This is a genomic window from Nocardioides sp. S5-5, assembly GCF_054954065.1.
The window spans coordinates 4,125,347-4,142,323 of sequence record NZ_CP199913.1 but is presented as its reverse complement, the minus strand read 5'-3'; the positions used below and the strand labels follow the sequence as shown (position 1 = coordinate 4,142,323).

General features: G+C 73.2%; 13 protein-coding genes. All 13 read left to right on the top strand.

Features of this window, described 5'->3' with window-relative positions; translation table 11 throughout:
* Positions 1–58: 58 nt before the first annotated feature.
* The 13 genes from ACUP6Y_RS20075 (at position 59) to ACUP6Y_RS20015 (ending at position 16,895) form a co-directional block, all read left to right on the top strand.
* On the top strand, positions 59–871 hold the full coding sequence (locus ACUP6Y_RS20075) for an enoyl-CoA hydratase-related protein (RefSeq protein ID WP_462552642.1): 813 nt from the start codon (positions 59–61) through the stop codon (positions 869–871).
* A 1-nt stretch (position 872) separates the two neighbouring features.
* Positions 873–2,021, top strand: coding sequence for an acyl-CoA dehydrogenase family protein (locus ACUP6Y_RS20070; protein ID WP_462552640.1), 1,149 nt, complete (start codon positions 873–875; stop codon positions 2,019–2,021).
* A gap of 17 nt (positions 2,022–2,038) precedes the next feature.
* Positions 2,039–2,779: an SDR family NAD(P)-dependent oxidoreductase gene (locus tag ACUP6Y_RS20065; protein ID WP_462552639.1), complete on the top strand. Its 741-nt coding sequence runs from the start codon at positions 2,039–2,041 to the stop codon at positions 2,777–2,779.
* A 36-nt stretch (positions 2,780–2,815) separates the two neighbouring features.
* Positions 2,816–4,441: an AMP-binding protein gene (locus ACUP6Y_RS20060; RefSeq protein WP_462552637.1), complete on the top strand. Its 1,626-nt coding sequence runs from the start codon at positions 2,816–2,818 to the stop codon at positions 4,439–4,441.
* On the top strand, positions 4,438–5,226 hold the full coding sequence (locus tag ACUP6Y_RS20055; RefSeq protein WP_462552636.1) for an enoyl-CoA hydratase/isomerase family protein: 789 nt from the start codon (positions 4,438–4,440) through the stop codon (positions 5,224–5,226). Before ACUP6Y_RS20060 ends, ACUP6Y_RS20055 begins: the two co-directional genes overlap by 4 nt.
* Complete coding sequence (locus tag ACUP6Y_RS20050; RefSeq protein WP_462552635.1) at positions 5,223–6,095, top strand: 3-hydroxyacyl-CoA dehydrogenase family protein; 873 nt, start codon at positions 5,223–5,225, stop codon at positions 6,093–6,095. Before ACUP6Y_RS20055 ends, ACUP6Y_RS20050 begins: the two co-directional genes overlap by 4 nt.
* A complete protein-coding gene (locus ACUP6Y_RS20045) occupies positions 6,095–7,246 on the top strand; it encodes an acyl-CoA dehydrogenase family protein (RefSeq protein WP_462552634.1) in 1,152 nt (383 codons plus the stop codon). The genes ACUP6Y_RS20050 and ACUP6Y_RS20045 overlap by 1 nt, the downstream gene beginning before the upstream one ends.
* 31 nt (positions 7,247–7,277) lie before the next feature.
* Positions 7,278–8,444 carry an acyl-CoA dehydrogenase family protein gene (locus tag ACUP6Y_RS20040; protein WP_462552633.1) on the top strand — a complete coding sequence of 389 codons (1,167 nt, stop codon included), beginning with the start codon at positions 7,278–7,280 and terminating at the stop codon, positions 8,442–8,444.
* A 71-nt stretch (positions 8,445–8,515) separates the two neighbouring features.
* Positions 8,516–9,268, top strand: a complete 753-nt coding sequence (locus ACUP6Y_RS20035) for an SDR family oxidoreductase (protein WP_462552632.1) — start codon at positions 8,516–8,518, stop codon at positions 9,266–9,268.
* Entirely contained in the window at positions 9,265–10,401 is a 1,137-nt protein-coding gene (locus ACUP6Y_RS20030; RefSeq protein ID WP_462552631.1) for an isochorismate synthase, read from the top strand. The genes ACUP6Y_RS20035 and ACUP6Y_RS20030 overlap by 4 nt, the downstream gene beginning before the upstream one ends.
* Positions 10,398–12,080, top strand: coding sequence for a (2,3-dihydroxybenzoyl)adenylate synthase (locus tag ACUP6Y_RS20025; RefSeq protein ID WP_462552630.1), 1,683 nt, complete (start codon positions 10,398–10,400; stop codon positions 12,078–12,080). Before ACUP6Y_RS20030 ends, ACUP6Y_RS20025 begins: the two co-directional genes overlap by 4 nt.
* Positions 12,077–12,970, top strand: a complete 894-nt coding sequence (locus ACUP6Y_RS20020; protein ID WP_462552629.1) for an isochorismatase family protein — start codon at positions 12,077–12,079, stop codon at positions 12,968–12,970. Before ACUP6Y_RS20025 ends, ACUP6Y_RS20020 begins: the two co-directional genes overlap by 4 nt.
* Positions 12,963–16,895 (top strand): amino acid adenylation domain-containing protein, encoded by a 3,933-nt coding sequence (locus ACUP6Y_RS20015; RefSeq protein WP_462552628.1) that lies wholly within the window; start codon positions 12,963–12,965, stop codon positions 16,893–16,895. Before ACUP6Y_RS20020 ends, ACUP6Y_RS20015 begins: the two co-directional genes overlap by 8 nt.
* Positions 16,896–16,977: the final 82 nt, after the last annotated feature.

Sequence of the window (16,977 nt, the reverse complement as noted above, 5' to 3'; positions counted from 1 at the left end):
AGAATGAATCTACGTTCATTGCAGATGAACGAATATTCACACCCGAGGAGCGTGCGGCATGACCGACCTGATGGAGCAGAAGTTCGACGACATCACCTATGTCGTGGAGGACGCGGCGGCGATCGTCACGATCAGCCGTCCCGAGCGCTACAACGCCTTCCGGTCGCAGACCGTGGACGAGCTGATCACCGCCTTCAACCTGGCGTGGTCCGACCCGCGGGTCCGCGCCGTGATCCTCACGGGTGCGGGGGAGAAGGCGTTCTGCACCGGTGGCGACGTCAAGCAGCGGGCCGAGACCGGCGACTACGGCCCGAGCGAGCTCGGCCGGTTCCGGGTCGGCGACCTGCACAAGCTGATGCGCGACATCCCCAAGCCGGTCATCGCCGCGGTCAACGGCATCGCGGTCGGCGGCGGCCACGTGCTGCACGTCCTGTGTGATGTCTCCATCGCCAGCGAGACCGCCCGGTTCGGGCAGGCCGGTCCGCGAGTCGGCTCCTTCGACGCGGGCTTCGGGTCGGCGTACCTGGCCCGGGTCGTGGGCGAGAAGAAGGCCCGCGAGATCTGGTTCTGGTGCCGCCAGTACTCCGCGCAGGAGGCGCTGGCGATGAACCTGGTCAACAAGGTCGTGCCGGCCGACGAGCTGCTGGTCGAGGCCAAGGCGTGGGTCGCCGAGGTCGCCGAGAAGAGCCCGACCGCGATCCGCTTCCTCAAGCAGTCGTTCAACGCCGACACCGACCACCAGGCCGGCTTCAGCAACATGGCGATGACCGCGCTCGACATGTTCGTGGCCTCGCCCGAGGGCGCCGAGGGCGCCGCGGCGTTCGCCGAGAAGCGGCCGGCCGACTTCGCCGCCCACGTGAACTGGCACTGAGATGCACTACGGACGCGACGAAGACCAGGAGGCCTTCCGCGCCGAGATGCGCCGGTGGGCGGAGAAGGTGCTCGCGCCGCACTACCAGGCCGACGACCAGGCGGCGCAGTTCCGTCACCAGCTCGCCCTCGACATGGCGGGGATGGGCCTGACCGGGCTCCGCATCCCCGAGGAGCACGGCGGCCAGGACGCCACCGCCGTCATCGCCGGGATCGCCGCCGAGGAGGTCGGCCGCGCCGACTTCAACGCCGGCTACCTGATCATCAACACCGCGCTGATCAGCGACATCATCGTCCGCAACGCGACCGCCGAGCAGAAGGCGGCCTGGCTGCCGGGCATCGCCTCGGGCGAGACCGTGCCCTGCATCATGATCACCGAGCCCGGACACGGCACCGACGCGGCGAGCCTGGAGTTGCGCGCCGTCCCCGACGGGGAGGACGCCTGGGTGCTCAACGGCGAGAAGACCTCGATCACGCTCGGCATGGCGTCCGACCGCGCCGTCGTCCTGGCCCGCACCGGCGAGCCCGGTGCCCGCGGGGTCTCGGCGTTCTGGGTGGACCTGACGGACCCGGGCGTCACCCGCAGCGCCTTCGACGACCTCGGCAGCCGCGCGATCGGCCGCGCGTCGATCCACTTCGACGACGTGCGCGTCACCCGGGCCGAGCTGATCGGCAACGAGGGCGACGGCTTCGTCTCGGTGATGCAGGGCTTCGACTACTCCCGCGCGATCATCGGCCTGCTCTGCCTCGGCGCCGCCCAGGTCTCGCTCGACGAGGCCGCCCAGTGGGCGCGCGACCGCGAGGCCTTCGGGCAGCCGATCGGCAGGTTCCAGGGGGTCAGCTTCCCCCTCGCGGAGTACGCGACCTACGTCAAGGGCGCGCGCCACGTCTGCTACGAGGCGCTGTGGCTCAAGGACCACGACCTCGAGCACAGCGCCGAGGCGGCGATGGCCAAGTTCTGGGCGCCCAAGCTCGCCACCGAGGTGATCCACCAGGCGCTGCTCACCCTCGGCCACGTCGGCTACTCGACCGAGCACAAGGTCGGCCAGCGGCTGCGCGACGTCATCGGTCTCGAGATCGGCGACGGCACCGCCCAGGTCTCCAAGCTCGTCATCTCCCGCGGCCTGCTCGGCCGCGCCTACGCACCCTGATCGGAAGGACCACAACCATGGGCAAGCTCGAGAACAAGATCGCGATCGTCACCGGCGCCGGCCAGGGCATCGGCAAGGCGATCGCCGCCAAGCTGGCCGCCGAGGGCGCGACCGTCGTGGTGACCGACATCAACGAGGCCACCGCCAAGGAGACCGCCGACGAGATCGGCGGCGGCGCGGTGGGCATCGCCACCGATGTCACCGACCGGACGTCGGTCGACACCATGGTCGATCAGGTCGTGGCCCAGCTCGGCCGGGTCGATGTCCTCGTCAACAACGCGGGATGGGACAAGGCCGAGCCGTTCGTCGACTCCGAGCCGGAGACCTGGGACCGGGTGATCGGGATCAACCTGTACGGCGTCCTCAACACCTCCAAGAAGGTGCTGCCGCTGATGATCGCCCAGGGCGGCGGCCGTGTGGTCAACCTCGGCTCCGACGCCGGCCGGGTCGGCTCGTCGGGGGAGGCGGTCTACTCGGCCGCCAAGGGCGGGGTGATCGCGTTCACCAAGGCCACCGCCCGCGAGGTCGCCCGCGCCGGGGTCGCGGTCAACTGCGTGTGCCCCGGTCCGACCGACACCGCCCTGTTCGCCTCGATGGGCGGCGAGAGGCTGCGCGAGGCGCTGGCCAAGGCGATCCCGATGCGCCGCCTCGGCCAGCCGGAGGACCTCGCCAACGCCGTCGTCTTCTACGCCTCCGACGAGGCCGCCTTCATCACCGGCCAGACCGTCAGCGTCAGCGGCGGCCTGACCATGTCCTGATCCGTTCCTGATCCTCCCTGCCGACAGGAGCACGTCGTGTTCGAGACCCTTCTCACCCCCGCCCGGATCGCCCGGGAGACGGCCGCCGGCCACTGGCGCGGCCACACGATCACCGACTTCCTCGACCAGCACGCCGCCGCGACGCCCGACAAGGTCGCCTTCGTCGACAGCCGCCGGTCGATCACGTACGGCGAGCTGCGGCGCCTCGTCGACCGGGTCGCCCTCGGCCTCGTCGAGCGCGGGCTCGGTCCCGGCGACGTGATCTCCTTCCAGCTCCCCAACTGGGTCGAGTGGGTCGTCCTCCACTACGCGGCGACCCGGATCGGGGCGGTGAGCAACCCGCTGATCCCGATCTACCGGGAGCGGGAGGTCGGCTTCATGGTGGGCCTGGCGAGGTCGCGGCTGGTCGTCGTGCCGCGGGAGTTCCGCGGGTACGACTACCCGGCGATGGTGGAGCGACTGCGGCCGGACTGGGAGCAGCCGGTCGACGTCCTCGTCGTCGGCGAGCCGTCGTGGGACGAGCTGGTCGACACGGCGTGGGAGGAGAGGACCGACCCGGCGAGCCTGGCGGCGCTGCGCCCGGACGCCGACGAGGTCACCCTGCTCATCTTCACCAGCGGGACGACCGGCGAGCCCAAGGGCGTCATGCACACCCACAACACCCTGGTCGCCGCCAACGACCCGCTGCCGGCGCGGCTCGGTGTCAGCGGCGAGAGCGTGCTGCACATGGCCTCGACGCTGGCCCACCTCACCGGCTTCCTCTACGGTGCCCGGCTCAACGTGCAGAACGGCGCGACCTGCGTGCTGCAGGACGTGTGGGACCCGCCGACCTTCGTGGAGCTGGTCGCCGAGCACGGCATCACCTACACGTCGGCCGCGACGCCCTTCCTCCACGATCTGCTCGCCGCGCCCAACCTGGCCGAGCACGACCTGTCCTCGCTGGTCCGGTTCTGCTGCATGGGCGCCCCGATCCCGCCGGCCGTGGTCCGGGCCGCCCGGGAGGCACTGCCGGGTCTGGTGGTCGTCGGCGGCTGGGGCCAGACCGAGGAGGGCCTGGTCACCATCGGGATCCCCGGCGACCCCGAGGCGAAGATCGTCGAGACCGATGGCTACCCCTGGCCGGGCATGGAGATCCGCGTGGTCGACGAGGGTGGCTGCGTCGTACCTGCGCGCACCGAGGGCGCCCTGCAGGTGCGCGGCCCCTTCCTCTTCGTCGGATACGCCGAGCGGCTCGACCTCACGCGGACCCTGCTCGTGCCCGCCGAGGACGGCGGTGAGCCCTGGTTCGACACCGGCGACCTCGCGTACGTCGACGAGGACGGCTACCTGCGGATCTCCGGTCGCACCAAGGACGTGATCATCCGGGGCGGGGAGAACATCCCGGTCGCCTACGTCGAGAACGCGCTCTACGAGCATCCCGCGATCGACGCGGTCGCGGTCGTGGCCAAGCCCGATCCGCGGCTGCAGGAGCGGGCCTGCGCCTGCGTCGTGCTGAAGCCGGGCACGGCGCTGACCTTCGAGGACCTGCAGGCGTTCTTGGCCGGCCGGGGCGTGGCCAAGCAGTACTGGCCCGAGCAGCTCGTCGTCCTCGACGACCTGCCGCGCACGCCGAGCGGCAAGATCCAGAAGTTCCAGCTCCGCGACCGGGTGGCCGGCTCGTGAGCGCGCTGCCGGCCCTCGAGACGCTGCTGGTGGATGTCGCCGACGGCGTCGCTCTGGTGACGATCGACCGCCCGGAGGTCCGCAACGCGGTCAGCCGCCAGGTCCAAGACGACCTGCGCGCCGCGCTCGACGCCTTCCGCGACGACGACGCGGTGGGCGCGCTGGTGATCACCGGCGCCGGCGACCGCGCCTTCGTCGCGGGCGCCGACATCGGGCAGCTGCGGCACTACGACCTGCACACCGGGCTGGCCTCCGACATGCAGCGCCTCTACGACGAGGTGGAGGCCTATCCGAAGCCGACCATCGCGGCCGTCAACGGCTATGCCCTCGGCGGTGGCTGCGAGCTGGCCATGGCCTGCGACCTCCGGATCGCGGCCACCACCGCCCGGTTCGGGCTGCCGGAGACCAACCTGTCGGTCCTGCCGGGTGCCGGCGGCACCCAGCGGATGGCGCGGCTGGTCGGGACCGGGCTGGCGATCGACCTGGTGCTGACCGGCCGGATGCTCACCGCCGACGAAGCCCTGGCCGCCGGCCTGGTCACCCGGGTCGCCGAGCCCGAGGCGCTGCTCGCCACCGCCCGCGAGGTCGCGCGGACGATCCTCGCCAAGGGGCCGCTCGCCGTGCGCCTGGCCAAGCTGGTCATCCGCTCGGGCATGGACGCCGACCAGCGCACCGGCCTGGTCGTCGAGCGGCTCGCCCAGGCGCTGCTCTACACGACCGACGACAAGCGTGAGGGCGCCGAGGCGTTCTTGGCGAAGCGGACGCCGAGCTGGAGCGCGCGATGAGCCGCATCGAGTCGGTCCTCGTGGTCGGTGCCGGAGCGATGGGCGCGCAGATCGCGCTGGTCGCCGCGTTGGCGGGCCACCGGGTCGCGCTTCACGACCTCGACGTCGAGACCCTGGCCCGGGCCGAGCGGGAGCTGCGCGAGCGGATGGCGCGGCAGATCGTCAAGGGCCGTCGTACGCCCGAGGACGTGGGGGAGGCCTTCGCCCGGCTCCGCCTCGCCACCGAGCTGGCCGGCGTCACGGACGTCGACCTGGTCGTCGAGGCGGTCGTCGAGAGGATCGACGTCAAGAGGGGGCTGTTCGCCGAGCTCGACCGGCACTGCCCCGAGCGCACCGTCCTCGCCAGCAACTCCTCCAGCTTCGTGCCCTCGGCGATGGCCGGCGCCACGACGCGACCCGACCGGTTCTGCAACCTGCACTTCTTCAACCCCGCGCTGGTGATGAGCTGCGTCGAGGTGGTGCGCGGCCCCGAGACCTCGGCGCCGACCCTGGCGGCCGCGCTCGCCTTCGTGGAGCGGATCGGCAAGCAGCCGGTCGTGCTCGACAAGGAGATCCCCGGCTTCGTCGCCAACCGGATCCTCAACGCCGTACGCGACGAGGCGATCGGGCTCCTCGAGGGTGGCCATGCCACCGTCGAGTCGATCGACACCGCCTGCCGCACCGCGCTGGGCTATCCCATGGGTCCGTTCGAGCTGATGGACCTGACCGGTATCGACATCGGCTTCCTCACCAAGCAGGCTCGGTACGCCGAGACCGGCGATCCCGCCGACGCGCCGTCCGCCACCGTGCGGGCGCTCGTCGAGGCGGGCCATCTCGGCCGCAAGACCGGCCGTGGCTTCTACACCTACGACACCGACGGAGACGACTGATGGACCTGACCCTCACCGAGGACCAGATCGGCTTCCGGAAGCTCGCCCGCGAGTTCCTCGACCACGAGGTGGTGCCCTACCGCGCCGAGTGGGACCGTCGCGAGTCGGTCGACACCGCGATCATCCCGAAGCTCGGCGAGATCGGCTTCTTCGGCCTCACCATCCCCGAGGAGTACGGCGGCGTCGGCGGCGACTACATCACCTACTGCATCGGCATGGAGGAGCTCGGCCGCGCCGACTCGGCGGTGCGCGGGATCGGTTCGGTCTCGATGGGCCTGTTCGGCAAGATCGTGCTCGAGCACGGCACCGAGGAGCAGCGGCAGGAGTGGCTGCCCGGCATCGCCACCGGCACCAGGCTCGGCTGCTTCGGCCTCACCGAGCCCGACACCGGCTCCGACGCGGGCAACCTCAAGACCCGCGCGGTCCGCGACGGCGACGACTACCTGATCACGGGCAGCAAGATCTTCATCACCAACGGCACCTGGGCCGATGTGTGCCTGGTCTTCGCGCGCACCGGGGAGCCGGGCCCGAAGGGCGTCTCGGCCTTCCTCGTCCCGACTGACGCTCCCGGGTTCACCCGCACCGAGATCCACGGCAAGCTCGGCCTGCGCGGCCAGGCGACCGCGGAGCTCGGCCTCGACCGTGTGCGGGTACCCGCCTCGGCGCTGGTCGGCGAGGAGGGCGAGGGGTTCAAGCTCGCCATGAAGTCCCTCGACAAGGGCCGGGTCTCGGTCGGCGCCGGCTGCGTCGGCATCATCCAGGGCTGCCTCGAGGCCGTGGTGGCCTACAGCAAGGAGCGCCGGCAGTTCGGCCGGCCGCTCGCGTCCTTCCAGCTGATCCAGGACATGATCGCCGAGATCTCCGTCGACGCCGACGCCGCGCGGCTGCTCACCTGGCGTGCCGCGGACCTGATCGAGCGCGGCATCCCGTTCGCGACCGAGGCATCGAAGGCGAAGTACTTCGCCTCGGAGGCGGCGCTCAAGGCGGCCAACCTCGCGATCCAGGCCTTCGGCGGCTACGGGTACGTCGATGAGTACCCGGTTCAGAAGTACATGCGCGACGCGCGGGTGATGACGCTGTACGAAGGCACCAGCCAGATCCAGAAGCTGCTCATCGGCCGGGCCGAGACCGGCATCTCCGCATTCCTCTGAAGCTCTCGAGTCCCGACAGGAAGTGACCTCCATGGCACAGGCACCGCTCGACCTCTTCGGCATCGACCACCTCCTCGACGAGGAGGAGATCGCGATGCGCGACACCGTCCGCTCCTTCGTGGAGGCGCGGATCAAGCCGAGCCTCGCCGACTGGTACGAGAACGCGGCGATCCCGGCCCGGGAGCTGGCCCTCGACCTCGGCAAGCTGGGCGTGCTCGGCATGCACCTGGAGGGGTACGGCTGCGCGGGAACCAGCGCGACGGCGTACGGCCTGGCGTGCCTGGAGCTCGAGGCAGCGGACTCGGGCCTGCGCTCGCTGGTCTCGGTGCAGGGCTCGCTGGCGATGTTCGCGATCTGGAAGTGGGGCTCGCAGGAGCAGAAGGAGACCTGGCTGCCGCGGATGGCCACCGGTGAGGCGATCGGCTGCTTCGGCCTCACCGAGCCCGACTTCGGCTCGAACCCGGCCGGGATGCGCACCCGCGCGATCCGCGACGGCGACGGGTGGGTGCTGAGCGGCAACAAGATGTGGATCACCAACGGCTCGGTCGCCGACGTCGCGGTGGTGTGGGCGCAGAGCGACGAGGGGATCCGCGGGTTCGTCGTACCTGCCGGCACGCCGGGCTTCAGCGCGCCCGAGATCAAGAGGAAGATGTCGCTGCGCGCCTCGGTCACCTCCGAGCTGGTGCTCGACTCGGTGCGGCTGCCCGACAGCGCCGTGCTCCCGGAGGTGCGCGGGCTGAAGGGGCCGCTGTCGTGCCTGAACGAGGCCCGGTTCGGGATCGTGTTCGGCGCCCTCGGTGCCGCGCGCGACTGCATCGAGACGGCCATCGCCTATGCGAAGGACCGGGACATCTTCGACAAGCCGCTGGCGTCGTACCAGCTGACCCAGGCCAAGCTCGCCGACATGAGCCTCGAGCTCGGCAAGGGGATGCTTCTCGCGCTGCACCTGGGTCGGCTCAAGGACACCGGCCGGCTGCACCCCGACCAGGTCAGCCTCGGCAAGCTCAACAACGTCCGCGAGGCGATCGCGATCGCGCGGGAGTGCCGCACCATCCTCGGCGCCGCCGGGATCACCCTGGAGTACCCGATCATGAGACACGCCAACAACCTCGAGTCCGTGCTGACCTACGAGGGCACCAGCGAGGTCCACCAGCTCGTCATCGGCCGGGCGCTGACCGGGGAGGCCGCCTTCCGCTGAGCTGCCGGCCGCGGGTCGCGCGTCGGTGAGACCCGATTGGACAATGGTTAGGCTGGCCTTATTATCGTCACATGTTTGAAGACGAGGCCGCGGTGCTGGTCACCGGAGCCGCCTCGGGCATCGGCCGGGCGGTCGCCCGGGAGCTGAGCGGGGCCGGTGTGCGGCTGGCGCTGCTGGACCGTGACCCGGAGGCCCTGCGGGCGGTGGCGGCCGAGCTGTCGGCGCTCGAGCTCGTGGCGGACGTGGCCGACGCGGCCGCCGTGCGCGCGGCCTTCGACCAGGCGGCCGATGCCCTGGGGCCCCTGGCCGGGGTGGTGTCCGCCGCCGGGATCCTGGTCCCGGGCGGGCTGAGCGAGGTCATCGAAGACGACTGGCAGCGCCACCTCGCGGTCAACGCGGGCGGCGCGCTGCACTGCCTGCAGGGCGCCGCGCGGCAGGTCCGCGACGGTGGCGCGGTCGTGGTGGTGGGCTCGAACGCCGCCCGCGTGCCGCGCACCGGGATGATCGCGTACGCCGCCTCGAAGGCCGCCGCGGCGGCGGCGACCCGTGCCGCGGGCCTCGAGCTCGCGGCCCGGGGCGTGCGGTGCAATGTCGTCGAGCCGGGGTCGACCGACACCGCGATGCAGCGCGACCTGTGGCCCGACCCCGCGCAGGGGGCTGCCCGCGCCGTCCACGGCGACCCGGGTGCGTTCCGGGTCGGCATCCCGCTGGGCCGGATCGCCACGCCGGCCGATGTCGCCGCGGTCGTCGCCTTCCTGCTGTCCGACGCGGCGCGACACGTGACGCTGCAGCAGATCTTCGTCGACGGAGGAGCCTCGCTGTGAGCCACCCCCTGCTGTTCGCGTCCGGCGAGCAGGCGTACGTCGCCGACCGGGTGCTCCGCACCTGGCAGCACGCCGACAGCGCCGATGTGGCGTGGGCCGACGAGGTCGTGTCCGCCCTCGCACCCGGCGAACGGGCGCTGGTCGCGCTGTCCTTCGCCTCCGGTGCTCCCGGCATCGCGCACCAGGTCGTCGGCTCGGAGCGAGCGCTGGATCCGACGCCGGGGCCGGAGGTCGAGCGCCGGTGCGAGGTGACGGCGTACCCCACGCCGGCCGAGTACGCCGCGATGGTCGCCGCCGCGCTCGACAAGATCTCGCGCGGCGAGCTGGACAAGGTGGTGCTCGGTCGCTGTCTCGACGTGGTGAGCGAGCCGCCGCTGGTGCCGGCCGAGATCATCGACCGGCTGCTCACGACCCGCCCGGGCCGCTATGTCTTCAGCGTCCCGCTCATCCCGGCGCTCGACGGCGTCCTGCCCGACAAGGGCCGGGTCCTGGTCGGTGCCAGCCCCGAGCTGCTGGTGCGCCGCGAGGGCGCGGTCATCTCGTGTACGCCGCTGGCGGGCTCGGTGCCCCGCGCGGCCGATCCCGACGAGGACGCCCGCCGGGCCGCCGGCCTGCAGGCCTCGGCGAAGGATCTCGCCGAGCATGCCTTCGTCGTCGAGGCGATCGTGCATGCGCTCAAGGAGGTCTGCGTGGAGGTCGAGTATCCGGCGACGCCGGAGCTGCTCTCGACTGACACGGTGTGGCATCTGGCGACTCCGATCCATGCGCGGCTGGCTGATCCGGTCGAGGGGCCGAGTGCGTTGCGGCTGGCTCAGCTGCTGCACCCGACGCCGGCGGTGGGTGGGGTGCCGGCGGCGGCGGCGAATGCGGTGATCGCCGATCTCGAGGGGGATCTGCGTGACTGGTTCGCCGGGTGCGTGGGCTGGGTCGACGGCTCTGGTGACGGCGAGTTCGCCGTGACCATCCGGGCCGCGGTGATGGACGGTCCGCGGCTGCGGCTGTTCGCCGGGGCCGGGATCGTCGCGGGCTCCGAGCCCGCCTCCGAGGTCCGTGAGACCGGCGCGAAGCTGGCCACCATGGCCCGAGTCGCCGGTGTCACCCCGCCGCCCGACGCCATCGAGCCGCCGCGATGAGCGCCGCCCGGTCGCCGTTGGCGCCCGTGACCGGCTACCCCGCGGACGTCGCCGCGCGCTACCGGGCCGCCGGCCACTGGACCGACGAGACCTTCGCCGACTTCGTCGCGGATCGCACCACGCGGTTCGCCGCCCGCACCGCGGTCGTCGGCGTCGACGCGCACGGCGCGCCGGTGCGTTGGACGTACGCCGAGCTGGCGGTCGCCGCCGACGCGGCCGCGGCCCGGCTGGCCGCGGTGGGCGTCGTACCCGGCGACCGGGTGGTGCTGGCGCTGCCGAATGTCGCCGAGTTCGCCGCGGTCGTCCTCGGCTGCTTCCGGCACGGCGTGCTGCCCGTCTTCGCCCAGCCCGGGCACCGCGAGACCGAGCTGACCCAGTTCTGCGCGATCGCCGATGCCGCCGCGGTCGTGGTCTCCGGCGACACCGACGGCCACGACCACCGGGCCCTCGTCGCACGCGTGGCCGAGCGGCTGCGCGAGCGGGGGCACGAGCCGCCCGCGCTGGTCGACGTCCAGCAGTGGACGCATCTCGACCCGCCCGACAGCACACCTGGCCCCGCCAGACCTGGCACCTCGTCGGACGTGGCCTTCCTCCAGCTGTCGGGAGGGACGACGGGGGTGGCCAAGCTGATCCCGCGCACCCATGCCGACTACCTCTACTCCGTGCGCGCCTCCGCCGAGATCTGCGGGCTCACCGAGGAGACGGTGCTGCTCGTCGTGCTCCCGGCCGCCCACAACTTCGCGATGAGCTCGCCGGGGATCCTCGGGGTGCTGCACGCCGGCGGCACGGTCGTGCTGGCCCGCGACCCCAGTCCGCGCACGGCGTTCCGGCTGGTCGCCGACGAGCGGGTCACCTGGACCTCGTTGGTCCCGCCGCTGGCGCAGGCGTGGATCTCCTCCGCGCGCCGTCGTACGCCGGACCTCTCGTCGCTGGAGGTCGTCCAGGTCGGCGGGGCCCGGCTCTCCGACGCCGTGGCCGCCGAGATCGGCCCGGTGCTCGGCGCCCGGGTGCAGCAGGTGTTCGGGATGGCCGAGGGCCTGGTGAACTACACCCGGCTCGACGACGCCGAGGAGCTGGTGCTCACCACCCAGGGCCGGCCGATCAGCGCCGACGACGAGATCCGGATCGTCGACCCGGACGACCCCGACGAGGCCGAGGTACCCGAGGGCGCGGAGGGCGCGCTGTTGACCCGCGGCCCGTACACGATCCGCGGCTACTACGTGCCCGGCGGCACGGACGACCCGGTCAACTGCGACGCCTTCACCGCCGACGGCTTCTACCGCACCGGCGACCTGGTCCGGCGGCTGCCGAGCGGGCACCTGATCGTGACCGGCCGCGCCAAGGACCAGATCAACCGCGGCGGCGAGAAGGTGGCGACCGAGGAGATCGAGGGACCGCTCCTGGCCCGCGACGACGTCCTCGACGCCGTCGCGCTCGGCCTGCCCGACGCCTACCTCGGGGAGCGGATCTGCGTCGTGGTCCGCCCCGAGCCCGGCGTGACCACCGGACCCGAGCTCGCCGCGGAGCTCACCGAGCACCTGCGCGCCTGCGGACTGGCCACCCACAAGCTCCCCGACCAGTTCGAGTTCCTCCACGACCTCCCGGTCACCCACGTCGGCAAGAACAGCCGTCGTGACCTCCGTCAGCTCCTCACCGTCCGACTCCAGGAGTCCCGATGACCCTCCCTCCGTCGATCGACTACGCCACCCCCGACGTCCGCGACCTGCCGTCCAGCCGGGCCGCCTGGACGCTGCAGGCCGGCCGGGCGGCGGTCCTCGTCCACGACCTGCAGCGCTACTTCACCCGGCCCTACGCCCCCGACTGCGCCGCCCTGCACCTCGCGGTACGACGCACGGCCGAGATCCTGCGCGCGGCCCGCTCCGCCGGCGTCCCCGTCTTCTACACCGCGCAGCGCGGCGACCAGGACCAGGTGGCGCGCGGCCTGCAGCGGGACCTGTGGGGCCCCGGCATGCGGGCGGTGCCCGAGCACACCGACATCCTCGACGCCGTCGCCCCGGCGCCGGGGGAGCGGGTCCTGGTCAAGCACCGCTACAGCGCCTTCGCGCGCAGCGAGCTCGCCCACGAGCTCGCCGCCGCCGGGCGCGACCAGCTGGTGATCACCGGGGTCTACGCCCACATCGGGATCACCGCGACGGCGATGGAGGCCTTCCAGCGCGAGGTGCATCCCTTCGTCGTGGCCGACGCCGTCGCCGACTTCGGCGCGGAGGAGCACGCCCTCGCGCTGCGGCAGATCGCCAGCTGCTGCGGGGTGGTGACCACCGCCGACGCGGTGCTGGAGAGTCTCACGCCGGCGCCCGCCGCCGGGCTGGACGCCGGGCTGGACGCCGTCCTGGGCGCCGAGCTCTCCGTCCACCTCGACGCCGACCTGGTCGCGCGGGCCTTCGCCGACCCCCAGGTCGACCTGTTCACCCTCGGCCTGGACTCGCTGCGCGCCTTCGAGGTGCTCGACACGCTCGCCGAGCACGGTGTCGACGTCGACTTCGGCGAGTTCACCCGCCACCCCACGATCGCGTTCCTGCGGGAGCGCGCGCTCGCCGTCGGTGTCTGATCCGGGCCCCTGGCTTCCGCTCAGCCGCGCGCAGCAGGGCCTGTTCTTCGCCCACGAGCTCGCGCCGGACAACCCCTGCTACACGACGGCGGAGGTCGTCGAGCTGGCCGGGCCGGTCGACGCGGCGGTGCTGGGCGAGGCGCACCGGCGGGCGTACGCCGAGCACGAGCAGGTGCGGGTCGAGCTGACCGTGACGCCGGAGGGACCCCGGCAGCGCGTCGTACCGGCGGCCGTGGCGCTGCCGGTCGTGGAGGTCGCCGACGAGCAGGCCGCCGAGGCCTGGCTGCGCACCGACCTCGCGGCGCCGATGCGTCTGGTCGGCGGACCGGGACTGGTGCGGGCCGCACTGCTGCGGCTCCCGGACGGGCGGTGCTGGTGGTACCACGCGGCCCACCACCTGGTCGCCGACGGCTACGCCGCCCAGCAGCTGCTGCGTCGGATCGCCGAGCACCACGACGCCGTCCTCGAGGGCCGCGACCCGCGCGCCGAGCCGAGCGCGACGCTCGCGGAGGTGGTCGCCGAGGACGTGGCTCGAGACGACGACGCCGGTCGGCGCGCCTGGCAGGAGCGCCTCTCCGAGGCCTCCGGGATCGTCGCGCTGGCGGGTCGGACCGCGGGGCCGGCCGGTCGCGCCGACCGGGAGGTGCTGGCGCTCGACGAGGATGTGCAGGCGGCGCTGGTGCAGGGCGCTCGGCGCCTCGGCGTGGGCTGGACCGACCTGGTGACCGCCGCCGTCGGTGCCTATCTCGCCCGGATGGCCGCTCGCGCCACCACCCGGATCGGCGTACCGCTGATGAACCGCGCCGCCCCCGGCGTCGGGCAGCTCGCCGCCGCGCGCACGGTCTGCACCGCGATGAACGTGCTGCCGTTGAGCGTCCCCGGCGACGGCACGGTCGCCGAGGCGCTCGCCGCCGTCGCCGCCGGCCAGCAGGCCTTGCGCGAACACCCCTTCGTGCGCCAGGAGGTGCTCCAGCGGGCGCTGTCTCGCCGGCATCCCGGCGCCCAGCTCTTCGGCGCCCAGCTCAACCTGATCCCCTTCGGCCTCGAGATCGCGCTCGGCGGCGTGGTGGGCACGGTCCGCAACCTGATGGCCGGCCCGGTCGAGGACATGACCATCGGGCTGCGCGGTACGCCGGGTCGCGGTCGCGCCGTACGCCTGGAGGTGGACGCGCATCCCGAGCTGTACGGCCCGGACGAGTGCCGCGCCCACCTGGAGCGGCTGCGCGCCTGGCTGCTCGCCTTCGCGGGCGCCGACGCGGACGCGCCCGTGGCGGCGCTGCCGCTCGCGACGGCCGCCGAGCTGCGGCGCATCGACGGCTTCAACGCCACCGTGCGCCCGCGGACCGCGGCCACCCTCGCGCAGCGCTTCGTGGAGCAGGCCCGGGCCACGCCGGACGCCGAGGCGCTGCGCTTCGGTGGCCAGACCCGCAGCTACGGCGAGCTGCTGGACCGGTCCCGCCGGATCGCGGGCGGACTGCGCGAGCGCGGCGTCGGCCCGGGCGCGGTGGTCGGCGTCCGCCTGGAGCGCGGGTTCGCGCTCTACGAGACGATCCACGCGGTGCAGCTGCTCGGCGCGGTCTACCTGCCGCTCGACCCGGACCTGCCGCAGGCCCGGCTGGCGGCGATGTGCGAGGACGCGGAGGTCGCGCTCGTGGTGTCCGACGCCGGGCCGCTCGCGGCCGGTGAGCCGGTCGGCGAGGTGTTCGCGGACCCGGCCGCGCCGGCGTACCTGCTCTTCACGTCCGGGTCCACCGGCCGTCCCAAGGGCGTCTTGGTGGGGCATGAGGCGATCGACAACCGGCTGGCCTGGATGCAGGACCACTTCCGGCTCGACCTCGGGGAGCGGGTGCTGCACAAGACGCCGATCTCGTTCGACGTGTCGGTGTGGGAGCTGTTCTGGCCGCTGCAGGTGGGGGCGTGCGTGGTCATCGCCGAGCCGGGCGCCCATCGCGACCCGCGCCGGCTGGCCGACCTCGTGGTCGAGGAGCGGGTGACGACGCTGCACTTCGTGCCGTCCATGCTGCGCGCCCTCCTGGCCGACCGGGTCGGTCGCGAGCGGGTGGGCGCGGGGGCGGTCCGCTCGCTGGTGTGCAGTGGCGAGGCGCTGACGCCGGACCTCGTCGAGGCGGCGACGCGCTGCTTCGGCGTAGCGCCGACGAACCTGTACGGCCCCACCGAGGCGGCCGTCGACGTGACGGTGTGGGAGTGCTCGGCCGGCGAGGAGGGAGCGGTGCCGATCGGTCGGCCGATCTGGAACACCGAGTGCCACGTCCTCGATCCCGACCGCCACCCGGTGCCGATCGGCGTGGTCGGCGAGCTGTGGCTCGGCGGTGTCCAGCTCGCCGAGGGGTACGTCGGCCGGCCGGACCTGACCGCCGAGCGGTTCGTCGACGTGGACCTGCCCGCCGGCCGCCGCCGGCTCTACCGCACCGGCGACCTCGCTGCCTGGCGGCCCGACGGGGCGCTGCGCTACCTGGGCCGCACCGACGACCAGGTCAAGGTGCGCGGCCAGCGGATCGAGCTCGGCGAGGTCGAGGCCGCGGTCGCCGGCGCGTCCGGGGTGGGCGCCGTCGCGGCGGGTGTGGTGGACGGACAGCTGGTGCTCTGGTTCCTGCCCGAGGCCGTCGGCGCCGCCGAGGACGCGGTCGTGGCGCTGCGGGAGCAGGCTCGCGCCCAGCTGCCCGAGGGCTGGCTGCCCAGCCACTACCTGGCGGTCGAGGCGATGCCGCTCGGCACCAGCGGGAAGACCGACCGCGCGCGGCTGGCCGAGCTCGCGCCGCCGTCCGTCGGTGGCGACAGCCTCGGCGGCACGGCGCCCACGAGCCTGGTCGAGCAGCAGCTGTGCGCCATCGTCGGGGCGGTGCTCGGCACCGGTCCGGTCGCCTCGGACGCCGACTTCTTCGCCCACGGCGGCGACTCGCTCGGCGTGCTGCGGCTGACCGCCCGGATCGAGGAGGATCTCGGCATCGAGCTCGGGCTGGCCGACGTGTTCGCCGCGCCCACGCCGGCGGAGCTGGCCGTCGTGATCGCCGCGGGCGTCGCGGGCAGCTCCGGCGGTCGCGGCCTCGACGAGGTGCTGACCCTGCGCGCCGCCCGCGACAGCGACCGGGCACCGCTCTTCCTGCTGCCGCCGGCCGGTGGCCTCGGCTGGTGCTACACGAGCCTGGTCGGCGCGCTCCCGAGCGACCTGCCCGTCCACGCCCTCCAGGCGCCCGGCCTCGCGACCGGCTCGCCCGACGTCTTCGAGGACCTCGAGGCGCTGGCCCGCCACCAGCTGGCCACGATCCGCTCGGTCGTCGGCGCGGGATCCTTCCACGTCGCCGGCTGGTCGCTCGGCGGCATGGCCGCGCACGCCGTCGCCGCGCTGGCCCGCGAGGACGGCCAGGACGTCGGCGCGGTGGTCCTCCTCGACGCCTATCCCTCCGACCAGTGGCACCACCTCGCCGAGCCGACCGAGCAGGAGGCCCTGCGCGGGATCCTGCGGATGGGCGGCGTCGAGGGACTGCTGCCCGCCGGCGACCCGGTCCTCGATCGGGCCGGTGTGGTCGACGTACTGCGCACCGGCGGCTCCGCCCTCGCCGCCCTGCCGCCCGACGTCCTCGCCGCCTGCATCGCCGGGGTGGTGTCCGCGGCCCGGATCGTGCGCAGCTCCCGGCATCCGGTCCTCGACGGCGACGTCGACGTCGTGGTGGCCACCGCCCCGCGCCCGGAGACCTGGCTGGACCCGGCCGGCTGGGCGCCGGCCACCAAGGGCGACGTACGGCGCCACGAGGTCGCCGCGACCCACGGCGAGCTGGTCCGGCGCCCGGCCGTGACCCGGGTCGCCGAGGTGCTCGCCCTGCTGACCGCGACCCGGCGCGAAACGAACCCGGAATCACGCCGACCCGGCGCGAAACGAACCCGAGATCACGCCGACCCGGCGTGAACCAACTCGGCATGAACGCCGACTTGTCGCCGCTGACCCGGGATAGGCGCCGGGTCGGTAGCAGTTGCGACCCTAGTTTCGG